Consider the following 21,547-nt stretch of genomic DNA (forward strand, 5'->3'; position numbering starts at 1 on the left):
ACACCTCTTTTTCTCCGCTTTCGACCGAGAAGATCGAACCGTCAAAAGAGCCACACAACACCGCTCTTTCAACTCCTTCTGGGCTTCGATGACCTGAAGCAACTCGCTGTCGAAAACTGCGTAACTCATTGTTTACCAAGGAGTTTTCCGTTTCGACTGCGCCGGAAGTGGGGCGAATTATAGACTTCCAGAATCTGCCGTCAACACCTAATTATGCATTTCTTTCAGAAGGTGTCTTTTTAGCTATTAAACGCGGAATTCGACGAGCGACAGGCGGTAACCGCAACACCAATAGCAGTGCGCCTATAGAGGCATAGACCGCCCACTCCTTCAGATCGGCACGCACGATCCACAACATATGCAACAAGCCAAGACCGAGAACACCATAAGCCAGTCGATGCAGCTTCTTCCAGCCAGCCCCCAGCCGACGTTGACTGTAGCGGTTGGAGGTTATAGCCAACGCCAGCAAACAAAGGAACCCCAGCACACCGACAATAATGTACGGCCGCTTGCGCAACTCGACACCCAGCTGCGACCAATCAAAGCCAAGAATGAACGCTATATAGCCACTCAGATGGAGAACTACATAAGCGAAGCACCACAAACCCAGCTGCCGTCGGACAGCAATCCACCCCGCCCAACCGGTGAGCTTCAGCAACGGCGTGAAACTCAATGTAATAAGCAGCAGTACAAGCGTCCCCAACCCCAACCGATCAACCAGCACCTTACCCGGATCCGGCCCCAGCACATCCGCCCAAGCCTGATAGAGCCAAAGCAGCGGCCACACCGCAGCAGCGATGAAGACACTCACTCGCCAGAACGGATATCGCATCAGTAGTTCTTCCGCAGATCGAGCCCTGTATATAGAGAAGCAACTTCGTCCGAGTAGCCGTTGAACATCTGCGTGTCACGCACATTGGGCTTGAACAGACCGCTCGGTAAACGACGCTCCCGAGCCTGCGTCCAGCGCGGATGATCGACTGTCGGATTTACGTTGGCATAGAAGCCGTACTCGTCCGCAGCAATGCTTTGCCAGGTGGTTTTCGGTTGCTCGCTGACCAGACTGATCCGCACGATGGATTTGACGCTCTTGAAGCCGTACTTCCACGGCACCACCAGGCGCAGAGGCGCGCCGTTCTGGTTAGGCAACTCACGCCCGTACATGCCCACTGCAAGAATCGCCAACGGATTCATCGCCTCGTCCAGACGCAGCCCTTCTACATAGGGCCAGTCGATCAGGGCAAAACCAGAGCGCTGCCCTGGCATGGTCTTAGGGTCCTGCAGCGTTTCGAAGCGAATGAATTTTGCCCTGGAGGTTGGCTCAACAACATTGAGCAACGCAGAGATGGGAAATCCGATCCATGGAATGACCATCGACCAGGCCTCTACACAACGAAGACGATAGATACGCTCCTCCAGCTGATAAGGCTTCATGAAGTCCTCCAGCGCATATCGCCCCGGCTTACCCACCTCCCCGTCCACCACCACGCTCCACGGTTCGGTTTTCAGAGAACCGGCGTTGGCGGCCGGATCACCCTTGTCGGTACCGAACTCATAGAAGTTGTTGTAGTGGGTCGCGTCCTTGAACGGCGTGATCGCCTCATCCTTGACGGTGACTGCCCCCCACTTGGTAGAAGGAAGTTTTTCGGCAAACCAGGATGGCGCGTTGCCCGCCTCGACATCCGCGTATCGCGCGGCATCTTCAGCACTGGCCCAGCGCGGCAAGCCGCTCACAGCCAAGCCGGCAACGGCGGCACCCAAGACATTACGACGAGATAGATAGAGGGATTCAGGCGTGACATCCGACTCATGGCAGTCGGATGACTTGGGGACTTTGATCAGCATGGCAACTCCGCAGCATTGGAGGACAGATGCACCAATAGACTGCGGAGTATGAGGGAAATTACACGCTTTTGTGCCGACGAAGACGTAACAGGTATTGAACCGGGCCAGACGCTGCATAGGCGAGGAAAACCAGCAGCAGGATGCGCGGCGGATCACTGAACACGACGGCAAACACCAGCACCACGGCCAGGATCGCCACGAAAGGTACGCGCCCTTTCAGGTCCAGCTCCTTGAAGCTGTTGTACTTGATGTTGCTGACCATCAGCATGCCGGCAGCCGCAACCATCAGCGCTACCAGGAAAGACATCTTGGAACCCTGAATGCCGTAATCGCTGAACGCCCAGACAATACCCGCAACCACACCCGCCGCAGCCGGACTGGCCAGACCGATGAAGTAGCGCTTGTCGGCAGTGCCCACCTGGGTGTTGAAACGTGCCAGGCGCAACGCAGCGCCGGCGACATAAATGAAGGCGACCATCCAGCCGACCTTGCCCATATCACCCAAGGCCCAACCAAATGCCAACAGTGCCGGCGCGACACCGAAGGCGACCATATCGGACAGCGAGTCGTACTCGGCACCGAAGGCACTCTGGGTGTTGGTCATACGGGCAACGCGACCGTCGAGACCGTCGAGCACCATGGCGACAAAAATGGCGATCGCGGCAAACGCAAAATACTTGCTCGCGCCAATCGCATCACCTGCACTCAAGGCACTCTGGGCACTCATTGAATTGATGATGGAATAGAACCCTGCGAACAGGTTCGCAGTGGTGAACAGATTCGGCAGAAGATAGATACCACGATGCCGGACTTTACGGCCTTCAGCGTCATGCCCTTCTTCGACGTGTTCATCGATGGGCAGCAGGCTTTCGGCGTCAGAAGCCTGGTTTGGCTCTTCGGGACGTTCGCTCATGGACATTACCTTGCAACGGGGTGGAAAGTTTCGACAGGTGTCTGGGACGACGGTTCGGCCACAAACGATGCAGCTTTATACCAGAACCGGCCTCCTAAACGAAAAAACGCGGCCTAGGCCGCGTTTTCCGTACAAGTGTGCGACTTAGTTTTTGGCTTTGTCGACGATCTTGTTGGCACCGATCCACGGCATCATGGAGCGCAGTTGCTCGCCGATGATTTCGATACCGTGAGCGGCGTTGTTACGACGCTTGGCGGTCATCGAAGGATAGCCGGTTGCGCCTTCGCTGATGAACATCTTGGCGTATTCGCCGTCCTGAATACGTTTCAGGGCGTTGCGCATGGCCTGACGGGATTCGGCGTTGATCACTTCCGGACCAGTCACGTACTCGCCGTATTCAGCGTTGTTGGAGATCGAGTAGTTCATGTTGGCGATACCGCCTTCGTACATGAGGTCAACGATCAGTTTCAGTTCGTGCAGGCATTCGAAATAGGCCATTTCTGGCGCGTAGCCAGCTTCAACCAGGGTTTCGAAACCGGCTTTGACCAGTTCAACGGTACCACCGCACAGAACGGCTTGTTCGCCGAACAGGTCGGTTTCGGTCTCGTCCTTGAAAGTGGTTTCGATGATACCGGTACGACCGCCACCAACGCCGGCAGCGTAGGACAGCGCAACGTTTTTGGCGTTGCCGGAAGCATCCTGATAGATAGCGATCAGGTCAGGGATACCGCCGCCTTTGACGAACTCGGAACGCACGGTGTGGCCCGGTGCTTTCGGCGCGATCATGATCACGTCGAGGTCAGCGCGCGGAACAACCTGGTTGTAGTGGATCGCGAAGCCGTGGGAGAAGGCCAGGGTTGCGCCTTTCTTGATGTTCGGCTCGATTTCGTTTTTGTACAGGGAGGACTGGAACTCGTCCGGGGTCAGGATCATGACCAGGTCGGCAGCCGCAACAGCGGAAGCAACGTCGGTCACTTTCAGGCCGTGAGCTTCGGCTTTGGCAACGGTCGCCGAACCTTTACGCAGGCCAACAGTGACGTCAACGCCGGAGTCTTTCAGGTTGCACGCTTGAGCGTGGCCTTGGGAACCGTAACCGATGATGGCAACTTTCTTGCCCTGGATGATCGACAGATCGCAGTCTTTATCGTAGAAAACTTTCATGAATTTCCCCTATATATCCAGGCCGTTCAGGCCATTCGCTAATTTGGTTTAGATGCTGAGTACTTTGTCGCCGCGAGCAATACCGGTTACGCCGCTGCGGACGGTTTCCAGGATCGACGCGGTGCCGATGGACTGAATGAAGCTGTCGAGCTTGTCGCTGGTACCGGTCAATTGAACGGTATACACGCTAGCGCTGACATCAACGATCTGCCCACGGTAAATATCGGTGGTGCGCTTGATCTCGGCGCGCTGGGCGCCGGTAGCCTTGACCTTGACCAGCATCAGTTCGCGCTCGATGTGAGCACTTTCCGACAGGTCGACCAGTTTGACCACTTCGATCAGCTTGTTCAGGTTCTTGGTGATCTGCTCGATGATCTCATCGTGACCAACGGTGGTCAGCGTCAGACGCGACAAAGTCGGGTCTTCGGTTGGCGCCACGGTCAGGCTTTCGATGTTGTAGTTGCGCTGCGAGAACAGGCCGACTACACGCGACAGAGCACCGGGTTCGTTTTCCAGAAGCAAGGAAATAATGTGCCGCATGATTAAGTACGCTCCGTCTTGCTCAGCCACATATCGCGCATGGAGCCGTCTTTGATCTGCATCGGATAGACGTGCTCGCTGGTGTCGACAGCAATATCGATGACCACCAGGCGATCCTTCATGGCGAATGCTTCTTCCATCTTCGACTTCAAGTCTTTCGAGTCGGTGATGCGCACGCCGACATGGCCATAGGCCTCTGCCAGCTTGACGAAGTCAGGCAACGATTCCATGTAGGAGTGCGAGTGACGGCTACCGTAGCTCATGTCCTGCCACTGACGAACCATACCCAGAACGCCGTTGTTCAGGATGACGATTTTGACCGGCAAACCATATTGCAGACAGGTGGACAGTTCCTGAATGTTCATCTGGATACTGCCCTCGCCCGTTACGCAGGCGACGTCGGCATCCGGAAAGCTCAACTTGATACCCATGGCCGCCGGGAAACCGAAGCCCATGGTGCCCAGGCCACCGGAGTTGATCCAGCGGTTCGGCTTGTTGAACTTGTAGTACTGCGCCGCGAACATTTGGTGCTGACCCACGTCGGAGGCAACAAAGGCATCGCCCTTGGTCACTTCGCACAGGGTTTCGATCACGGTCTGCGGCTTGATGACACTGCCGTCGCCCTTGTCGTAAGGGAACAGGCCGCGATCACCGCGCCACTCATCAACTTGCTTCCACCAACTGGCAACGGACTCCTTGTTCGGGGTCTCGCCGATTTCCTTGAGGATCGCGACCATTTCGGTCAGGACGCTTTCCACCGGACCAACGATCGGCACGTCGGCCTTGATGGTCTTGGAGATCGAAGCCGGGTCGATGTCGATGTGAATGATCTTGGCATTCGGGCAGAACTTCGACGCGCCGTTGATGACACGATCGTCGAAGCGTGCGCCGACTGCGAGGATCACGTCAGCATGGTGCATCGCCAGGTTGGCGGTGTAGCTGCCGTGCATGCCGAGCATGCCGATGAACTGACGGTCGGTGCCAGGGTAGGCACCCAGACCCATCAGGGTATTGGTCACTGGCAGGTTGAGCATCTTCGCCAACTCGGTCAGCGGCGCGGAGCCACCACCGAGAATCACACCGCCGCCTGCGTACATCACAGGACGCTTGGCCGCCAGGAGCATTTCGGCTGCCTTGCGGATTTGTCCGGAGTGACCGCGAACGGCCGGGCTGTAGGAACGCAGCTTGGCTTTTTTCGGGAAGATGTATTCGAACTTCTCGGCCGGGTTGGTCATGTCTTTCGGGATATCGACAACGACCGGACCAGGACGACCGGATTGCGCCAGGTAGAACGCTTTCTTCATGACTTCCGGGATTTCCGACGCGTGCTTGATCATGAAGCTGTGCTTCACGATCGGCCGGGAGATACCGATCATGTCGGTTTCCTGGAAAGCATCGGTGCCAACCATGTTGCTAGGCACCTGGCCGGAAATGACCACCATCGGAATGGAGTCCATGTAGGCCGTGGCAATACCGGTAATGGCGTTGGTTGCGCCCGGGCCGGAGGTCACCAGTACCACACCGGCTTTACCGGTGGCACGGGCGTAGCCGTCAGCCATATGGGTCGCAGCCTGCTCGTGACGAACCAGGATGTGGGTCACTTCCGGTTCTTTGAACAGGGCATCGTAAACATGAAGAAGAGCACCCCCCGGGTACCCGTAGATGTACTTGACGCCTTCGTCACGCAAAAAGCGGACGAGCATCTCACCGCCAGATAAAAGCTCCACGTTGTTCACCTCTAAAACGCCAGAATACCGCCCACATACAAGAGGACGGGTCTTAATAGGTTTACTTCTCGGCAGAGCATGAGCGACGGTGGTCGCCGACTACGTCAGCACTGACTGAGCAAGTATTGGGATCGTCCCAAGTGTTGCGGGGCTTTCCCACCCAGCGCGAGGTAACGCGTTGCGGGTGTAACAGGTCGGCGCGGATGTGCGCCTCATGATCTGCCGAGTGGGTCTGCTTCTGGCAGTCCCTCTACAGCGGACTTTGGATTCTTCTGTTTCGTCCCCTGCAAGTCAAGTCGTCAATGTGCTTTATTGAAGTAAGCACATGAGAAAGCAAGAAAAAACCGCTAAACAGCAACTGTGTTAGCTTCAATTGCGCAACCCAATACAAGGAAATGGCATGCGAACGTTTTTCCTGACCGCCAGCTTGCTGATCGCCATCAGCCCTTTGTGCATGGCCGCTCAGATTTACACGTGGGTCGATGAACAAGGCGTTACCCACTTCGATGCGCAACCGCCCCAGGGCCGGCAAGCCACGACCGTTGTCACGCCCTCCTCTGCGAACAAGCCGGCTACGCTGCCCCGCAGTAACGCCATTGGCGATCAACAGGCCATCGATAAGACCGTTAAAAAACAGGTCGCCGAGCAGCAAGCGCAGCTAAAGGTATTCTGCGAGCAGGCGCGGACGAACCTGGCTCAACTGCAGAACAATCCGCGGATACGGGAGGATGTCGAGGGTGAGATGCGCCGCCTGACCGACGAGCAACGTCAGGAACGGACTGCTGAAGCACAAAGACAGATTGCTGAAAACTGCCAGTAGATACCTGTAGGAGCAGAGCTTGCTCCGGGCGGCGTTCCGACGAAGGCGGCGTAACATTCAACATATCTTTTGAATGTTACGCCGCCTTCGCGAGCAAGCTCTGCTCCTACAAGAAATCGGGGTCAGCGGGAGGCGGTGATCAGTTGGTCGAACTCTTTGAGCAGCACCTGCAACTGCCGATCCTTGCCCTGGACATTGCGGCTGGCGAAGACCATTTCCGCCATCTCCTGAATGCCCGAGGCATTGGGCAACGGCAAATCCTGCTCGAGGATCGCTTTCATGCGCGGCAGGAAAATCCATTGCAGCCACTGCTCGAAATCCAGCGTATCGACCGAGAACGGCTCGACACTGGACAGTGCTTCAGTAGAGGGCGAGACCTCGTCCCACCATCCCTGAACCCGCAACTCGCGCTCGATCAACAACAGCTGCTCGGCAATTTTCGGAAAGCGTGCGTCCATCACAGCGAAACCTTGGCCTTCTGACGGGCCAGTGCAGCGCCAGCGGAATCACCCTGCTTATCACGTGCCTGACCGATCAATTCCCACAGACTGGCCTGAAGTGCCGGACGCCCATTGGCGAGGGTCAGACCACGACGAGCGAACTGCTCGGCTTGTGCCGCATCACCTTGGGCCATGCGAACCTGCGCCAGACGATAAAGCACTTGCGGCTCACGCGGTGCAACACGCTGGGCGCGCTCCAGACTGGAAGAAGCACCGTTGAGGTCACCGCCAGCCTGTTGCTGCTGAGCAGTGGTCAGCAGCGCCAATACCGGACCGTCCAGCTGTTCATCAGCTGACAGACCACCGGCGCTCGACGAAGGAATACCGCTCGGTGTCGATGGCATGCTGTAGCTGCCCTGATTGATCGGGGCCGACTGGACTGGCGAAGTGTCGATCGGACCCGAAGTGATCGGGCCTGGCGTAATCGGCGAAGTGCTGATCGGTGCCGATGCAACTGCACCGCCACCCGGCACCATCACCACGACGCCGGTGTCACCTTGCGGGATCGCCTGGGTCTGGGATTGCACAGGACGCTTAACCGTCGTTTGACGAAAACCGCCATTGGCCGAAACACGTTCACTGTTGGAAACGGCGCTGCCGGAATCCACAACCGGGATCGAACCACGCTGTACGCTGGAGCAACCGCTGAGCAAAGCCACGGCGGCAACCGCTGGAATCAACCATTTGTTCACTTGAAACCCTCTTTGCTTAATTCATCCAGCCCTTGACCCAATCCATCACCGTTTCACCGTTAACAGGGCTTTCGCCACCGCAAGCAGCGCCGGGAGGCGGTTCGCTGCCGCGAATATACGGCATCTGCACGGCACCTGGGCAGTTGGCATCAGAGCCTTGTCCGGTATGTGAATCGACCCAGGCCTGAACCACATTATCCGGCTGCGGCATGTCCAGCGGCAACGGATCAGCCTTGCGCATGAAACTGGTCCAGACCTGCAACGCGCCAGTGGCACCGGTAAACGGGGTCTTGCCATTGTCATCGCGACCCAGCCACACCACCGCCAGCAAGTCCTGACTGAAGCCGGCGAACCAGCTGTCTCGCGAATCGTTACTGGTACCGGTCTTGCCCGCCAGCGTCAGGGTTTTCGGTAACACGTTGTAAACCGAACTGCCGGTGCCTTCGCGCATGACCCGTTGCATGGCGCTCTGGATCAGGTAAATGGACGCCGGATCGAAACGCTGCTGAATCTGGAACGGATAGCGCTTGAGCGGTTCACCTTCGGCCGTCAGTACGCTACGAATCCCGCGCATCGGCGTATTGAAGCCACCGTTGGCGAGGGTCTGGTACATGGTCGCCACTTCGATCGGGGTCATGCCGCCAGCACCCAGCAGCATCGACGGGAATGCCGGAAACTCGCGACTCACCCCCAGGCGCGCCAGCGTCTTCAAGACATTCGGCACGCCCACCGCCAACCCGAGACGCGCGGTCGACAGGTTGTAGGAGTGCGCCAGGCCCTGATAAAGGAAAACAGTGCCATGGGAGCGGCGATCATAGTTTTGCGGTTTCCAGACCTGCCCGTCCGCGCCCTTTACCGAGAAGGATTCGTCTGACAGCCAACTGGTCAACGTGTACTGGCTAGGTTTCTCAAGGGCTGTCAGATAAACCGCCGGCTTGATCAACGAACCGATCGGTCGCACAGCATCCAGCGCCCGGTTGAAACCGGCGAAGCTCGCCTGGCGACTGCCGATCATCGCCTGGACCTCACCGGTTTCCGGGTTGGTCACCACCATCGCTGCTTCAACGTCATCGGAACCTTTGCGGCCGGACAAGCGCTTGAACGTATCGTTGACCGACGCTTCAGCTTTCATCTGCAAAATAGGATCGAAACTGGTGAAGATCCGCAGGCCTTCTTCGGTCAAGTCTTCGTCGCGATAGTCTTCGCGCAGTTGACGTTTAACCAGATCGAGAAACCCAGGGAACGAACTGTCGGCCAGTTTGCCGCGCGTCGTCACGCCCAAAGGCATTTTCTTCGCCGCAGCGACCTGTTCGGCGGTGGCGACGCCTTGCTGCTCAAGCACATCGAGCACCAGGTTGCGCCGCTCGAGCGCCCGTTCCGGATTGCGACGCGGGTTGTAATAGGACGGTCCCTTGACCATACCCACCAGCATCGCGACTTGATGCAGTTTCAGCTCGGACAACGGCTGCCCGAAGAAGAACTGGCTGGCGAGGCCGAAACCGTGCACCGCGCGCTGGCCATCCTGACCGACGAACACTTCATTGAGGTAGGCCTCAAGAATCTCCCGCTTGTCGTAATGCAGCTCAAGCAGCATCGCCATCATGGCTTCGGTGAGTTTGCGGCTCAGGCTGCGTTCGCTGGTCAGGTAGAAGTTCTTGACCAACTGTTGCGTCAAGGTACTACCGCCCTGGGTCATCTTGCCGCCAGAGGTGTTGACCCAAATGGCGCGGACAATCGACTTCGGCGACACGCCCCAGTGGCTATAGAAGTCCCGGTCTTCTACAGCGACCAGGGTTTCCAGCAGATACGGCGGCACCTGATCGATGTTGATCAGAATGCGGTCTTCGAGATTCTTCGGATAAATCCCGCCGATCAGCAGCGGTTCCAGCCGCACCACAGAAAGCTTCGAACCATTGGTCGCTGAAAGTTCGGCCACGTAGTCGCCGGAGAATCGCACGCGCACAGGCTGGGCGTTCTCCATGCCTTCATAGAACTGGAAACCACGGGTATTCAAGTCAACGGTGTTGCCGTTGACCGCTGCTGCGCCGGGGCCGTTGCTCACGCTTTCGCGGCGATAGCCCAGGGCGTCGAGTTCGGTGAGGAAGTCTTCCTTGCTCAGCTTCTGGCCGGTGAACAGCTCGAGCGGGCGCGCATACACCTTGGCCGGGATAGTCCAGCGCTTGCCGGAGAACTTCTCCTGGACAATAGCGTCGAGGTAAACCGCGAACCCGGCGAGCACCACAAGGCCGACCAGACTGAGTTTAAGGGCCCAGCCCAGCCAAGGGCGCAGGCCCCTGGAAGGTGGTTTTTTGGGGGTACGGGGGGATCGAGTACGAGTCATGGCGCCGGATTATACGCACTTTATTCATACTCAACAGGAGCCCGCCGAGGTTTGCGTCGGGCGGACTTGCGGCCATAATGGCGGCCGTGAATTTTCCCAGACTCTGAAGGAACGCCTGTGAGCCAGTCCCTGATCGCCGCCCTGCAAAACCCGGCCCTCTACCCGCACCCGGTAGACGGGTTTCAGCTCATCGAAACCCACATCTCCTGGGTCATTCTCACAGGCGCTTTCGCTTATAAAGTGAAGAAGCCAGTCAACTTCGGCTTCCTCGACTTCACCAGCCTCGATGCCCGTGAGCATTTCTGTGGTGAAGAACTGCGCCTGAACCAGCGCCTGACCAATGATTTGTATCTCGAAGTATTGCCGATTACCGGCAGCGCCGAAGCGCCACAACTGGGCGGCGACGGTCCGGTCATCGAATACGCGCTGAAAATGCGTCAGTTCCCACAGAGCCAACTGCTCAGCACGCTGCAAGCCAACGGCGAATTGACCACCGCGCACATCGACGAGATGGCCGCACAGATCGCGCAATTCCACCTCACCGCACCAAAGGTGCCTGCGGAACACGAAGCCGGCACGCCGGACAGCGTCATGGCGCCAGTGCGGCAGAACTTCGAGCAGATCCGCCCGTTCCTGAGTGACAAGGCGGACCTGCTGCAACTTGATGCCTTGCAAGCCTGGGCCGAAAGCAGCTTCGAACGCCTCAAGCCACTGTTTGCCCAGCGTAAGGCCGAGGGTTTCATTCGCGAGTGCCACGGTGATATCCACCTGGGCAACGCCACCGTGATCGATGGCAAGGTCGTGATCTTCGACTGCATCGAATTCAACGAGCCGTTCCGCTTCACCGACGTCTATGCCGACACCGGCTTCCTGGCGATGGACCTTGAAGACCGCGGCCTGAAGAGCCTGGCCCGTCGCTTTATCAGCCAATACCTGGAGTTGACCGGCGATTACCAGGGCCTGGAACTGCTGAACTTCTATAAAGCCTACCGTGCGCTGGTTCGCGCCAAGGTCAGCCTGTTCAGCATGCCGGCCGAGGCCGACCCGGTGCAGCGCGCCACGACCCTGCGCCAGTACCGCAACTATGCAAATCTGGCGGAAAGCTACAGCACCATTCCTTCGCGCTTCATGGCCATCACCCACGGCGTTTCCGCTGTTGGCAAAAGCCACGTGGCCATGCGCCTGGTGGAAGCGCTGGGCGCAATTCGCCTGCGTTCCGATGTCGAACGCAAACGCCTGTTCGGCGAACAAACTGTCGCCAACGATCCGCAAGCCGGCATTTATAGCGCCGACGCCAGCGCCGCAACCTACACTCGCCTGCATGAAATCGCCGCGGTAATCCTGCGCGCCGGTTTCCCAGTGGTGGTCGATGCCACTTACCTCAAGCGCGACCAGCGTGACGGCGCGGCGAAAATTGCCGAAGCCACCGGCGCGCCGTTCCTGATCCTTGATTGCAACGCGCCACAAGCGGTGATCGAAAGCTGGCTGGCCCTGCGCCAGGCAGACAAAAAGGATCCATCCGACGCCAATCTGGCCGTTATCGAAGCGCAGCAAGCCAATCGTGAAGCCCTGACGCCAGAAGAGATTCTGTGCAGCAAACGCGTGCAGACCAATGAAAGCGGGACCCTCGACACCGTCGTTGCGCAAATTCGCCAACGCCTGCCGGGCCTGTAAGAAAGTATTTCAGCCGTGGAGCCTTCGCTGGCTTCACGGCTGTCAAATAGTGGCACTATACTGGCGTCATAAAACCAACAGGTGATGTGACATGAGCCAGCCGAAACTTCTCGACACCCCGCTTTATGCCTTACTGCACAAAGACGACATCACAGGTTTCAACAACGAACGTCCAAAAGACGGACCTATCGACATGGTCGGTGGTGACTTCCGAGGCCTGGACCTGCGCGAATTGAATGCCGACGGCATCGACTTTACCGATGCTTACTTCCGCTCGGCCGACTTGCGCGGCATCGATTTCAGCAACTCAAACCTGGAAGGCGCAAGCCTGGCCCACGCGCAAATCTCCGGCGCCTACTTTCCGCGAGAGCTGAGTGCCGACGAAATTCTGATGTCGATGAATTTCGGTACACGCCTGCGTTATCGAACCCGTTAAAAACGACCGATAACTGACATGTCCAGTGCTCAGCCTTGGCGCCCCCCCGCCTTGCGCTGGACTGTGGGTGTTTTCAGCTTGAAAACTTGACGCCCTTCCGCCTTTTCCTACCTTGCTCGCGTATTTTTACGCTGCACATCGGAGTCGCTTCTTAGAAGCATTTGCTCCGAAACCGACCAAACAATCACGCTTTTCCTACTGATGGCTACACTCCTCAGAAGCTTGCCCACGCACCGTTCGGCCGTCGCAAGGAGGCTTGATGAATGATGAACTGCAGCACCTGAAGAATCTTGGCAAGACATCGGCGCAGTGGCTGCATGCCGTGGGCATCCACAGCGCCTCGGACTTGCGTCGCCTGGGGGCTGTGGATGCCTATCGGGCTGTGCGCACGCGCGGGTTCCGGGCATCCAAGGTGTTGTTATATGCGATCGAAGGCGCGCTGATGGATGTGCATTGGAACGACATCCCCGCCGAGCGCAAGGAAGCCCTGAATAAACAGTTGGAAGCGATCTCGTCACGCCACAAGAATTGAACGGGAGCGAAGGAGAGTTTCTCAGCCTCACTCAAGGCAATCCGAAGATCGCCCACAGCCTGATCGAGAGCGTGGACCGACGCATTGACCTGCTGAACAAGCACACCACGCAGCTGAGCTCATCAGGAATGTAGTCTGAAGCCCAATGATTTCAGGGCTTCTCGCCAAGCAACTGACAATTTTCGAGGAAATGAAAAATCAGCGGTTGACTTGGTAATGAGAATCGCTATGATTATCACAACTGGTCGCGAGACTGGTCGATATTTGAAAAGCCCTTGGTTCGGACTCTCAGATATCTCCTCATCAGGCTAATCACGGTTATTTGACCCGGCTCTTGCCGGGTCTTTTTTTGCCTGTGCAAAAGTCCCCCAGCAAAACCGATCCCCTGTAGGAGCCGGCTTGCTGGCGATAGCGGTGGGTCAATCACTAAATGCGTTGACTGATACATCGCTATCGCCGGCAAGCCGGCTCCTACAAGGGATCGGTTTAGCCGTGGCTTAGGGTTTTGATTCTGGCTGGCCCTTGCGCATCTCTGCACAGTAATCCGGTACCGGCGTGGCAGGCGTGTACCAGACGTAATCGGCCATCGCCGCTGTGACTTCGCCGCCCTGCTGCGCCAGCATTAAAACCACGGGGGCTTCGGGCGCTCCCAGATCAAGCGCATGGATCGGCACGCCGACATCCTTTCGCGCATGGTAAGCGCCGGCGAACAGCAATGAAGGAGTGGGGGCAGCCAACAGCCGCTCGGCCATGCGCCGGTCACGTTGCTGCTGGACAGCGAGCATCGCCGGCATTTGCGATTCGGGCAGCAGACCGCAATGGGAACCGCTGATCTGTGCCAGTAACTCATCCTTGACCGACGTGGCATTGGAGCGAGCGCCGCTTAATGTCGGCGGCCGGGCGTAAAAAGCACGCACCTCGACTGTGTCCAGATTGGCGGCCAGCAGCGGATACGGTTGGGCCAAGGCGAAACGAACGATCGGCCCATACAAATTCCAGTCCCAGCCAGGTTGCCAGGCTAATGCACCAGGCAAGTCCGAGGGCAGCGTCGAGGCGTGGCGAACGTCATCGACGCGCAGCTGTTGATCCGGTGTGAGCATTTCCAGCAGCAGACTGCCTTGTGGGCGCCGCTCTCCCAGCGCCTGCAATAACCAGCGTTGCAGTTCATGGTGATCGCGATTGTCATGCTGCTCCCCCACGATCAATCGCGACGGCTTGGTCAGACGCGCCAGCAGCTCCTGCGCCGTCAGCGTCTGACCACTGCGCAAGTCGCGAATCTCGCCGGTGACCGGCGGCGTCGAAACATGCTGACAAGCACTCAGCATCAGCACCGCCAGAATCACCATCACACGCATGCCCACACCCTCTATCAATGACTCAGCGGGCAATGATCAGCGGATGCCCACGCTCCGGGTGCTGCTGCACCAAGACGTCCAGCCCGAATACCGCCTTGAGCGGTTCCGGACGCAACACTTGCTCCGGGGTATCGAGCGCGACCGGGCGCCCGCCTTCGAGCAACAACAGGCGATCACAATAGCGCGCCGCCAGATTCAGATCATGCAGGATCACCAACACGGACGCGCCACGATCGGCGAACTCGCGCACCGCTTGCAAGGTGGTGTGTTGATGCAGCGGATCAAGCATCGAAGTCGGCTCGTCGAGCAACAGCGTTTGCCCCGCCTCGCCCGGCCAGAGTTGCGCCAGCACCCGCGCCAGATGCACCCGCTGGCGTTCGCCGCCGGACAACGCCAGATAGCTGCGACCACTCAAATGCCCGGCATCGGCGGCCTGCAATGCGGCGGCGACGATTTCGTCATCGCGGACCCGGCCGGTCTGGTGTGGCAAGCGCCCCATGCCGACGACTTCCTCGACGCGAAAGGCGAAGTTCAAGGTCGAGACTTGTGGCAATACCGCCAGGCGTTGCGCTCGTTGCGCGCCAGTCCAGTCACGCAACTCGCGCTCATCGAGCCACACGCTGGCATGATCAGCCTGCAACTCGCCGCACAAGGCGCCCAGCAACGTACTTTTGCCCGCACCGTTAGGCCCCAGCACGCCGAGGACCTCTCCCGGTTTGAGCTCAAGCGTAATATCCATCAGGACAATCTTGCGGCCTCGGCGGATGTGCAGATTTTGCGTTCGCAACATCAGGCACGCCCTCGCAGCAATAGATAAAGAAAGACCGGCGCACCGATCATCGCGGTGACGATTCCGATCGGCAACTCCGCCGGCGCCAAGGCCAGTCGCGCCACCAGATCCGCGAACAACAGGAGACTGGCGCCCGCCAGCACCGAGGCCGGCAGCAACACCCGATGATCGGGACCGGCCAGCAGACGCACCAGATGCGGCACCACCAGCCCGACAAAGCCGATCATCCCCGCCGCTGCCACCGCCGCGCCGACACCCAACGCCGTGCAAAGCACCAACTCACGCTTGAGCTTTTCGACGTCGATGCCCAGGTGTCCGGCCTCCGACTCGCCCAGCAACAACGCATTCAACGCCTTGGCGCGACGCGGCAACCACAGCGCCACGCCGGCACTGATCAACAGTAACGGCCAGAGTCGCGAATAACTGGCACCGTTCAGACTGCCCAGATTCCAGAAGGTCAGCGTTCGCAAAGTTGTGTCGTCTGCCAGGTAGGTAAACAGCCCCACGATCGAGCCGGCCAGCGCCGTCAAAGCGAGACCCGCCAACAGCATGGTTGCGACATCGGTTTGCCCGTTGCGCCGACCCAGTCGATACACCATCGCTGTCACGCCGAGCCCGCCGAGAAACGCGCACAGCGATAAAAGGTACGGCCCGAGGAATTCCGGCAATCCACCAAACGCCGAGCCGCCGACAATTGCAATGGCCGCGCCTAATGCCGCGCCACCGGAAACGCCCACCAACCCCGGATCGGCCAATGGGTTGCGAAACAAGCCCTGCATCGCCACGCCCGACAATGCCAGCACACCACCCACCGCCAATCCCAACAAGGTACGCGGCAGGCGAATCTGCCCGAGGATCAGCTCGGCCTGCTCCAGCCCATCAGGCGCAAAGGGCAGGCCGATCATCCGTAACGCTGCGCGCAAGGTATCGAGCAACGGCAGGCTCACCGGCCCGAGCGCCAACGACAGCCAGATCGCCAGCAAACACAGCAGGCTCAGGCCGATGAACAACGCCCGGGGTTTTACCAGGACGGTCATTGAGCAGCAGTGCCGGGATAGAAACCGTCACTGATCTTTTTCAACGCCTCGGGCAATCGCGGGCCTAGCCCACCCACCAGCAGCGTTGGATCGAGCTCCATGACGCGCCCATCCTTGGCGGCGCGGGTTGAAGACAGAATCGGGTTCTCCTTGAACAGCGCTGCGCGCGCCGCTTCACCGGTCAATGCGCGGTCGGCGAACACCAGCACCTCGGGGTCCAGGCTGATCAAGGATTCATTGGAAAAAGGTTTGTAACCGGTGTGCGTCGCCAGGTTGTGCCCACCGGCCTTCTGGATCAGCCAATCAGCAGCGGTGTCCTTGCCAGCGATAAGAGGCTTGCCGCCCGCATGACCGAGCAGCACCAGCACACCCGGTGAGGGCTGCGTCAGCTGCGCATTGGTGACCCGAACTTTTTGCTGATCGAGCTGCTGTTGATAGCCCTGGAACAGTTGCGCAGCCTTGTCCTCGGCGCCGAGCAATTTGCCCAACTGCTGCAAGTTAGCGTGCAACGTCGGCAGATCAGGCTGAGCCGAAAACAGTTCGACTTGCACCCCCGCCGTGCGAATCTGCGAAATCACCGGCGGCGGCCCCATTTCTTCGGTGCCGACCAGGATCTGCGGGCGTAAGCTCAAGATGCCCTCCGCCGACAGCTGCCGCTGATAACCGATGCTCGGCAACGCCTTGAGCGATTCCGGGTGCTGGCTGGTGGTGTCGACACCGACCAGTTTCGATTCGCCACCCAGCGCGCTGACCCACTCCGACAAGGCCCCACCGGCGCTGACCCAGCGTTGTGGCAACTCGGCCGCTGCGACGTGGTGGCTGACGAGAAGTCCGGCACAGAGCGCAGCAACGCGGGTACTCAGGCGCATAAACAGCTTCCTTTAATGGTTTTCCCAGGCATTGAAGTGACAGGCCAAGTATCCTCGGCATCCGGCACCTGCACCCGACGGGCGAAGCGGCCATTTGATAATTGTTTGCATTTGAACGTCAAGCTCGGACATATCCAGTCACGAGCCGCCGCACTTGAGGATAGACATGAAGTTTCTTTGCGCAGGCGCTGAGCTGGCCGAGTCCAGCAGCCGCGGTTTCGAAATCGACGGCGAGAAGCTATTCGCCGTACGCCGGAACGATCAGGTCTACGTGTATATCAACCGTTGCCCGCACCGTGGCGTCGGGCTGGAATGGACACCCGACCGGTTTCTCGACCCCAGCAACAGCCTGATCCAGTGCGCCACCCACGGCGCACTGTTCCTGATCGAAGATGGCGAGTGCGTCGCCGGCCCGTGCGCCGGACAATCCCTGACCACTGTTGAAAGTCGCGAAGATGCTCAAGGAATCTGGGTCAGCCTCTAACCGTTGAGCAACACCTCCAGACGCCGCTCGACCCGCATTTCCTCGTGGGTCAACCGCACGCCGTAAGCCAGGACTTCAACACCGCACGCCACCGCCTCTCGCAAAGCGGCCGCGTAGGCCGAATCGATTTCCTCAGCAGGACGCACGGCATCGATGCCGGTGAGGTTCACGCAATACAACTGCACCGCACGAATCCCGTCCCGCGCCAGATGCGCCAGTTCCCGCAAATGCTTGGCACCACGCTGAGTGACCGCATCGGGAAACGCCGCCACCGATGAGCCATCGAAGCCCAACGTCACACTTTTGACTTCCACATACGCCGGCCCGCTTGGGTAATCGAGGCGAAAGTCGATGCGGCTGTTCTCCTGCCCGTAAGCCACTTCGCGCTTCAGTTCGCTGAAGCCGTTGAGCTCAGTAACGACACCCGCCCGCAGAGCCTCCTCAATCAAACCGTTGGCTCGCCCGGTGTTCACGCAGAACAAGCGACCTTGAGGGGTCTCGCCGATTTCCCAGGTGCCGGGTAATTTGCGCTTGGGATCATTGGAGCGACTGAACCAGACCTGCCCGCCCTCCACCTGACAATTGAGCATCGAGCCGGTGTTCGGGCAGTGAATGGTCAGTAACTCGCCGTGAACGGTTTCGATATCGGCGAGAAAACGCTTGTAACGTCGGATCAGTCGACCTTCTTCGAGGGGAGGATTGAACCGCATCAGCCTTGCCAGCTCTTCAAGCCGCGAGCGATACGTTCGACCGCTTCCTGCAAACGCGGAAGGCTTTGGGTGTAGGCAAACCGCACATGGTGGCCGGCCTGAAAACGCCCGAAGTCGAGGCCCGGCGTAATCGCCACGTGTTCGGTTTCAAGGAAATGCCGGCAGAACGCGAAGGCATCGCCGCCGAACTTGCTGATATCGGCATACAAATAGAACGCACCCTCGGGTTCAACGGCGATGCCGAAACCCAACTCCCGCAGTGCGGGCAGCAGATAATCCCGGCGCCGACCAAACTCGGCGCGACGCTCTTCAAGAATGGCGATGGTCGCAGGCTCGAAACAGGCCAGTGCGGCATGCTGCGCCATGCTCGGGGCGCTGATGTAGAGGTTCTGTGCGAGTTTTTCCAGTTCGCCGACCGCCGCTTCCGGCGCCACCAGCCAACCGAGTCGCCAGCCGGTCATGCCGAAATACTTTGAAAAACTATTCAGTACGAAGGCGCTGTCATCGACTTCCAGCACGCTGGTGGCATCGGTGCCGTAAGTCAGGCCGTGATAGATCTCGTCCACCACCAGATGGCCATGCCGCGCCTTGATCGCGGTCGACAGGCCCGCCAGCTCATCGCGGGTCAGGAGGGTCCCGGTCGGGTTGGCCGGCGACGCCACCAGCGCGCCGACGCTGTCGTGATCCCAATGACGGTCGATCAAGTCCGGTGTCAGTTGGTAACGCACCTCCGGACCGACAGGAACAAGCTGCGCCGCGCCTTCCACCAACCGCAGGAAATGCCGGTTGCAGGGGTAACCCGGGTCCGCCAGCAGCCAGTGTTTGCCCGGATCTACCAGCAAGGCACTGGCCAGCAGCAACGCGCCGGAACCGCCGGGGGTGATGAGGATTCGCCGCGGATCGATGTTCAAACCGTAACGCTGCTGATAGAAGCTGGATATGGCCTCCCGCAGCTCGGGAATGCCACGGGCGGCGGTGTAACGGGTTTTCCCCGCCGTCAGCGCGGCCTGGCCGGCCTGGATGATCGGCTCGGCGGTGGTGAAATCCGGCTCGCCGATTTCCAGGTGGATAACGTCGTGGCCGGCAGCTTGCAGTTCATTGGCCCGCGCCAGCAGCGCCATGACATGGAACGGTTCGATCGCGCGACTGCGGGCACTGTAGGACTGAGCCATGAGCCTTCCTTCAACAGGGTAAAAAAAACCGATTCTACCCAAGCGCAGGAACGAGCGAGAACCTAAAGCGGTCAGACGCGTTAAGACCTTGGCCACAAACGACCCATGCGAGTGCGCAAGGTTTGACTAAAATCATTAATTGATCAGGTCTCCAGCACCACCGGTCAAGGCTTTGCAATCATTTGCAAGCCCTTCGGGCCACTACCTCGACATCCGGGAGTAGCGCGGCCCGATTTGATCTGGTAAGTTCGCCCGCTTGCAGCCGCAGGGCCGGCAGGTGTCGGTGATGGAGCAATCCTGCGCAGATGGATTACAAGAGTAGAGGCGGTCCATTTCATGCCCACCCAAGCAAAGCAGCAAAATCAGTCGATCAGCGGCTTCGAACCCTACAAAGAAGTAAAGGGCGAGGAGTACATGGGCAAACCCATGCGCGCTCACTTCACCAAGATCCTGAACAAGTGGAAACAGGACTTGATGCAGGAAGTCGACCGCACGGTTGATCACATGAAAGACGAGGCGGCCAACTTCCCTGACCCGGCAGACCGTGCCAGCCAGGAAGAAGAATTCAGCCTTGAATTGCGCGCCCGTGACCGCGAGCGCAAGTTGATCAAGAAGATCGACAAGACGCTGCAATTGATCGAAGACGAAGAATATGGCTGGTGCGAGTCCTGCGGCGTCGAGATCGGCGTCAAGCGACTGGAAGCACGCCCTACCGCCGACATGTGCGTTGACTGCAAGACCCTGGCGGAAATCAAGGAAAAGCAAGTCGGCAAGTAATTGCGACTTGAACGAAGAACGGAGCGTGCGAACGCTCCGTTTTTGTTTCTGATATTTGCTGATGTTTATTGCGTCTTCGGAATCGCCTTCGCGAGCAAGCTTCGCTCCTACAGGAGATTGCGCCGGCCTTTGTAGGAGCGAAGCTTGCTCGCGAAGGCGGCTTCAAGCCATGCTCAAAACGATTGGACAGCCTGAAATCGCCTTATGACCGCCATCGCCCCCGCCTACATCGGACGCTTCGCCCCCACGCCAAGCGGCCATCTGCATTTCGGTTCACTGGTCGCAGCGCTGGCCTCGTACCTCGACGCGCGCTCGGTGGGCGGGCGCTGGTTGATGCGCATGGAAGACCTCGATCCGCCACGGGAAGAGCCCGGTGCCCAAGCGGCGATCCTCAAGGCGCTGGAAAGCTACGGTTTCGAGTGGGACGGCGAAATGGTCCGACAGAGCGACCGTCACGATGCCTACGCCGAAGTGCTCAATCGACTGTTCAATCACGGCCTGGCCTACGCCTGCACGTGCTCGCGCAAACAACTGGAGCCGTATCACGGTATTTATCCGGGTTTGTGTCGCAATGCAGGCCATGGCACCGAAGATGCCGCCATTCGACTGCGCGTGCCTGAGCTGGAATACCACTTCATCGACCGCGTGCAGGGCGAGTACCGCCAACACTTGGGCCGGGACGTCGGCGATTTCGTGATCCGCCGCCGCGACGGGCTCTATGCCTATCAACTGGCGGTAGTGCTCGATGATGCCTGGCAAGGCATCACCGACATCGTCCGTGGCGCCGACCTGCTGGACTCCACGCCACGCCAGCTCTATCTGCAAGAACTACTGGGTTTTTCGCAACCGCGCTATCTGCACATCCCGCTGATTACCCAGCCTGACGGCAACAAGCTCGGCAAGTCCTACCGTTCGCCGCCGCTGACCGAAGACCAGGCAACACCGTTGTTGCTGCGCGCATTGCGCGCACTTGGGCAAAATCCCGGCACAGAGCTGGCGTACGCCACACCACGGGAAGTGCTGAACTGGGGCATTGCCCACTGGGACGCGCTGAAGATCCCGCGCACACTCAACCTGCCCGAAGCGCAACTACAGTGATCAGACTTGCAGTGGCGCGCCCATCCGTTACCATCGCCGCACGTTTTCGGGCACGCGCATAAAAAAGAGAGGCC

At 58.9% G+C, this 21,547-nt stretch carries 22 protein-coding genes and 1 pseudogene; 8 read left to right on the forward strand and 15 right to left on the reverse strand.

Going from position 1 to position 21,547, the window contains the following annotated elements; all coding sequences use genetic code 11:
- Window positions 1-211: 211 nt before the first annotated feature.
- From msrQ to KGB25_RS27740, 6 genes are all read right to left on the reverse strand, one after another.
- Window positions 212-832 (reverse strand): protein-methionine-sulfoxide reductase heme-binding subunit MsrQ, encoded by a 621-nt coding sequence (gene msrQ, locus KGB25_RS27715; RefSeq protein ID WP_223437569.1) that lies wholly within the window; start codon window positions 830-832, stop codon window positions 212-214.
- On the reverse strand, window positions 832-1,845 hold the full coding sequence (gene msrP, locus KGB25_RS27720) for a protein-methionine-sulfoxide reductase catalytic subunit MsrP (RefSeq protein ID WP_223437572.1): 1,014 nt from the start codon (window positions 1,843-1,845) through the stop codon (window positions 832-834). Before msrP ends, msrQ begins: the two co-directional genes overlap by 1 nt.
- Before the next feature lie 58 nt (window positions 1,846-1,903).
- Window positions 1,904-2,758: a CDP-diacylglycerol--serine O-phosphatidyltransferase gene (gene pssA / locus KGB25_RS27725; RefSeq protein WP_008033154.1), complete on the reverse strand. Its 855-nt coding sequence runs from the start codon at window positions 2,756-2,758 to the stop codon at window positions 1,904-1,906.
- Between the two features lie 144 nt (window positions 2,759-2,902).
- Window positions 2,903-3,919: a ketol-acid reductoisomerase gene (gene ilvC, locus KGB25_RS27730; protein ID WP_003228216.1), complete on the reverse strand. Its 1,017-nt coding sequence runs from the start codon at window positions 3,917-3,919 to the stop codon at window positions 2,903-2,905.
- A 48-nt stretch (window positions 3,920-3,967) separates the two neighbouring features.
- Entirely contained in the window at window positions 3,968-4,459 is a 492-nt protein-coding gene (gene ilvN / locus KGB25_RS27735; protein ID WP_003205610.1) for an acetolactate synthase small subunit, read from the reverse strand.
- A 2-nt stretch (window positions 4,460-4,461) separates the two neighbouring features.
- Complete coding sequence (locus tag KGB25_RS27740) at window positions 4,462-6,186, reverse strand: acetolactate synthase 3 large subunit (protein ID WP_008033158.1); 1,725 nt, start codon at window positions 6,184-6,186, stop codon at window positions 4,462-4,464.
- 400 nt (window positions 6,187-6,586) lie between these two features.
- Here KGB25_RS27740 and KGB25_RS27745 point away from each other — a divergent pair, with 400 nt between their 5' ends.
- Window positions 6,587-7,006, forward strand: a complete 420-nt coding sequence (locus tag KGB25_RS27745) for a DUF4124 domain-containing protein (RefSeq protein ID WP_223437574.1) — start codon at window positions 6,587-6,589, stop codon at window positions 7,004-7,006.
- A gap of 122 nt (window positions 7,007-7,128) precedes the next feature.
- Here the strand turns inward: KGB25_RS27745 and KGB25_RS27750 are convergent, their stop codons facing one another.
- The 3 genes from KGB25_RS27750 to mrcB are packed head-to-tail and all read right to left on the reverse strand — an operon-like array spanning window position 7,129 to window position 10,539.
- Entirely contained in the window at window positions 7,129-7,464 is a 336-nt protein-coding gene (locus KGB25_RS27750) for a YqcC family protein (protein ID WP_008033162.1), read from the reverse strand.
- A complete protein-coding gene (locus tag KGB25_RS27755; RefSeq protein WP_008036407.1) occupies window positions 7,464-8,198 on the reverse strand; it encodes a tetratricopeptide repeat protein in 735 nt (244 codons plus the stop codon). Before KGB25_RS27755 ends, KGB25_RS27750 begins: the two co-directional genes overlap by 1 nt.
- A 16-nt stretch (window positions 8,199-8,214) precedes the next feature.
- Window positions 8,215-10,539, reverse strand: coding sequence for a penicillin-binding protein 1B (gene mrcB, locus KGB25_RS27760; protein WP_192420004.1), 2,325 nt, complete (start codon window positions 10,537-10,539; stop codon window positions 8,215-8,217).
- 117 nt (window positions 10,540-10,656) lie between these two features.
- Between mrcB and KGB25_RS27765 the strand changes: the two genes are divergently transcribed.
- From KGB25_RS27765 to KGB25_RS27780, 4 genes and pseudogenes are all read left to right on the forward strand, one after another.
- A complete protein-coding gene (locus KGB25_RS27765; RefSeq protein ID WP_008036398.1) occupies window positions 10,657-12,213 on the forward strand; it encodes an AAA family ATPase in 1,557 nt (518 codons plus the stop codon).
- A 91-nt stretch (window positions 12,214-12,304) separates the two neighbouring features.
- On the forward strand, window positions 12,305-12,649 hold the full coding sequence (locus KGB25_RS27770; protein WP_008033166.1) for a pentapeptide repeat-containing protein: 345 nt from the start codon (window positions 12,305-12,307) through the stop codon (window positions 12,647-12,649).
- A 259-nt stretch (window positions 12,650-12,908) separates the two neighbouring features.
- Window positions 12,909-13,181: a TfoX/Sxy family protein gene (locus KGB25_RS27775; protein WP_007971093.1), complete on the forward strand. Its 273-nt coding sequence runs from the start codon at window positions 12,909-12,911 to the stop codon at window positions 13,179-13,181.
- Window positions 13,182-13,195: 14 nt separating this feature from the next.
- Window positions 13,196-13,315: pseudogene (locus KGB25_RS27780) on the forward strand (cAMP-binding protein); the annotation flags it as partial.
- A gap of 363 nt (window positions 13,316-13,678) precedes the next feature.
- On the opposite strand, the gene KGB25_RS27785 reads toward KGB25_RS27780, so the two are convergent.
- From KGB25_RS27785 to KGB25_RS27800, 4 genes are read right to left on the reverse strand one after another with little or no spacing between them, the layout of a single operon-like run.
- A complete protein-coding gene (locus tag KGB25_RS27785) occupies window positions 13,679-14,536 on the reverse strand; it encodes a ChaN family lipoprotein (RefSeq protein ID WP_223437577.1) in 858 nt (285 codons plus the stop codon).
- Window positions 14,537-14,558: 22 nt separating this feature from the next.
- Window positions 14,559-15,326: a heme ABC transporter ATP-binding protein gene (locus KGB25_RS27790; protein ID WP_008036387.1), complete on the reverse strand. Its 768-nt coding sequence runs from the start codon at window positions 15,324-15,326 to the stop codon at window positions 14,559-14,561.
- Window positions 15,326-16,309 (reverse strand): FecCD family ABC transporter permease, encoded by a 984-nt coding sequence (locus KGB25_RS27795; protein WP_223437586.1) that lies wholly within the window; start codon window positions 16,307-16,309, stop codon window positions 15,326-15,328. Before KGB25_RS27795 ends, KGB25_RS27790 begins: the two co-directional genes overlap by 1 nt.
- A 50-nt stretch (window positions 16,310-16,359) precedes the next feature.
- Complete coding sequence (locus KGB25_RS27800) at window positions 16,360-17,232, reverse strand: hemin ABC transporter substrate-binding protein (RefSeq protein ID WP_223437579.1); 873 nt, start codon at window positions 17,230-17,232, stop codon at window positions 16,360-16,362.
- A 166-nt stretch (window positions 17,233-17,398) separates the two neighbouring features.
- Between KGB25_RS27800 and KGB25_RS27805 the strand changes: the two genes are divergently transcribed.
- Entirely contained in the window at window positions 17,399-17,716 is a 318-nt protein-coding gene (locus KGB25_RS27805) for a Rieske (2Fe-2S) protein (RefSeq protein ID WP_192227980.1), read from the forward strand.
- Here KGB25_RS27805 and sfsA read toward each other — a convergent pair.
- Window positions 17,713-18,426 carry a DNA/RNA nuclease SfsA gene (sfsA, locus tag KGB25_RS27810; protein WP_223437581.1) on the reverse strand — a complete coding sequence of 238 codons (714 nt, stop codon included), beginning with the start codon at window positions 18,424-18,426 and terminating at the stop codon, window positions 17,713-17,715. The genes KGB25_RS27805 and sfsA overlap by 4 nt on opposite strands.
- A complete protein-coding gene (locus KGB25_RS27815; RefSeq protein WP_207286527.1) occupies window positions 18,426-19,598 on the reverse strand; it encodes a pyridoxal phosphate-dependent aminotransferase in 1,173 nt (390 codons plus the stop codon). The genes sfsA and KGB25_RS27815 overlap by 1 nt, the downstream gene beginning before the upstream one ends.
- Window positions 19,599-19,934: 336 nt before the next feature.
- On the opposite strand from KGB25_RS27815, the gene dksA reads away from it, so the two are divergent.
- Together dksA and gluQRS are read left to right on the forward strand one after the other, a co-directional pair.
- Window positions 19,935-20,375, forward strand: coding sequence for an RNA polymerase-binding protein DksA (dksA, locus tag KGB25_RS27820; RefSeq protein WP_007902025.1), 441 nt, complete (start codon window positions 19,935-19,937; stop codon window positions 20,373-20,375).
- Between the two features lie 204 nt (window positions 20,376-20,579).
- Window positions 20,580-21,473: a tRNA glutamyl-Q(34) synthetase GluQRS gene (gene gluQRS / locus KGB25_RS27825; protein ID WP_008036380.1), complete on the forward strand. Its 894-nt coding sequence runs from the start codon at window positions 20,580-20,582 to the stop codon at window positions 21,471-21,473.
- The last annotated feature ends 74 nt before the right edge of the window (window positions 21,474-21,547 follow it).

This window comes from Pseudomonas sp. BF-RE-21, assembly GCF_019947305.1.
GTDB classification, from domain to species: Bacteria; Pseudomonadota; Gammaproteobacteria; order Pseudomonadales; family Pseudomonadaceae; genus Aquipseudomonas; species Aquipseudomonas migulae.

What these genes read in the sequence shown, in the direction of transcription:
- KGB25_RS27785 (WP_223437577.1), bottom strand. Translation starts at nt 14,536, where the DNA reads ATGCGTGTGATGGTGATTCTGGCGGTGCTGATGCTGAGTGCTTGTCAG.
- KGB25_RS27750 (WP_008033162.1), bottom strand. Translation starts at nt 7,464, where the DNA reads ATGGACGCACGCTTTCCGAAAATTGCCGAGCAGCTGTTGTTGATCGAG.
- KGB25_RS27770 (WP_008033166.1), top strand. Translation starts at nt 12,305, where the DNA reads ATGAGCCAGCCGAAACTTCTCGACACCCCGCTTTATGCCTTACTGCAC.
- mrcB (WP_192420004.1), bottom strand. Translation starts at nt 10,539, where the DNA reads ATGACTCGTACTCGATCCCCCCGTACCCCCAAAAAACCACCTTCCAGG.
- gluQRS (WP_008036380.1), top strand. Translation starts at nt 20,580, where the DNA reads ATGACCGCCATCGCCCCCGCCTACATCGGACGCTTCGCCCCCACGCCA.
- ilvC (WP_003228216.1), bottom strand. Translation starts at nt 3,919, where the DNA reads ATGAAAGTTTTCTACGATAAAGACTGCGATCTGTCGATCATCCAGGGC.
- ilvN (WP_003205610.1), bottom strand. Translation starts at nt 4,459, where the DNA reads ATGCGGCACATTATTTCCTTGCTTCTGGAAAACGAACCCGGTGCTCTG.
- KGB25_RS27775 (WP_007971093.1), top strand. Translation starts at nt 12,909, where the DNA reads ATGAATGATGAACTGCAGCACCTGAAGAATCTTGGCAAGACATCGGCG.
- sfsA (WP_223437581.1), bottom strand. Translation starts at nt 18,426, where the DNA reads ATGCGGTTCAATCCTCCCCTCGAAGAAGGTCGACTGATCCGACGTTAC.
- dksA (WP_007902025.1), top strand. Translation starts at nt 19,935, where the DNA reads ATGCCCACCCAAGCAAAGCAGCAAAATCAGTCGATCAGCGGCTTCGAA.
- KGB25_RS27745 (WP_223437574.1), top strand. Translation starts at nt 6,587, where the DNA reads ATGCGAACGTTTTTCCTGACCGCCAGCTTGCTGATCGCCATCAGCCCT.
- pssA (WP_008033154.1), bottom strand. Translation starts at nt 2,758, where the DNA reads ATGAGCGAACGTCCCGAAGAGCCAAACCAGGCTTCTGACGCCGAAAGC.
- msrP (WP_223437572.1), bottom strand. Translation starts at nt 1,845, where the DNA reads ATGCTGATCAAAGTCCCCAAGTCATCCGACTGCCATGAGTCGGATGTC.
- KGB25_RS27805 (WP_192227980.1), top strand. Translation starts at nt 17,399, where the DNA reads ATGAAGTTTCTTTGCGCAGGCGCTGAGCTGGCCGAGTCCAGCAGCCGC.
- msrQ (WP_223437569.1), bottom strand. Translation starts at nt 832, where the DNA reads ATGCGATATCCGTTCTGGCGAGTGAGTGTCTTCATCGCTGCTGCGGTG.
- KGB25_RS27800 (WP_223437579.1), bottom strand. Translation starts at nt 17,232, where the DNA reads ATGCGCCTGAGTACCCGCGTTGCTGCGCTCTGTGCCGGACTTCTCGTC.
- KGB25_RS27790 (WP_008036387.1), bottom strand. Translation starts at nt 15,326, where the DNA reads ATGTTGCGAACGCAAAATCTGCACATCCGCCGAGGCCGCAAGATTGTC.
- KGB25_RS27815 (WP_207286527.1), bottom strand. Translation starts at nt 19,598, where the DNA reads ATGGCTCAGTCCTACAGTGCCCGCAGTCGCGCGATCGAACCGTTCCAT.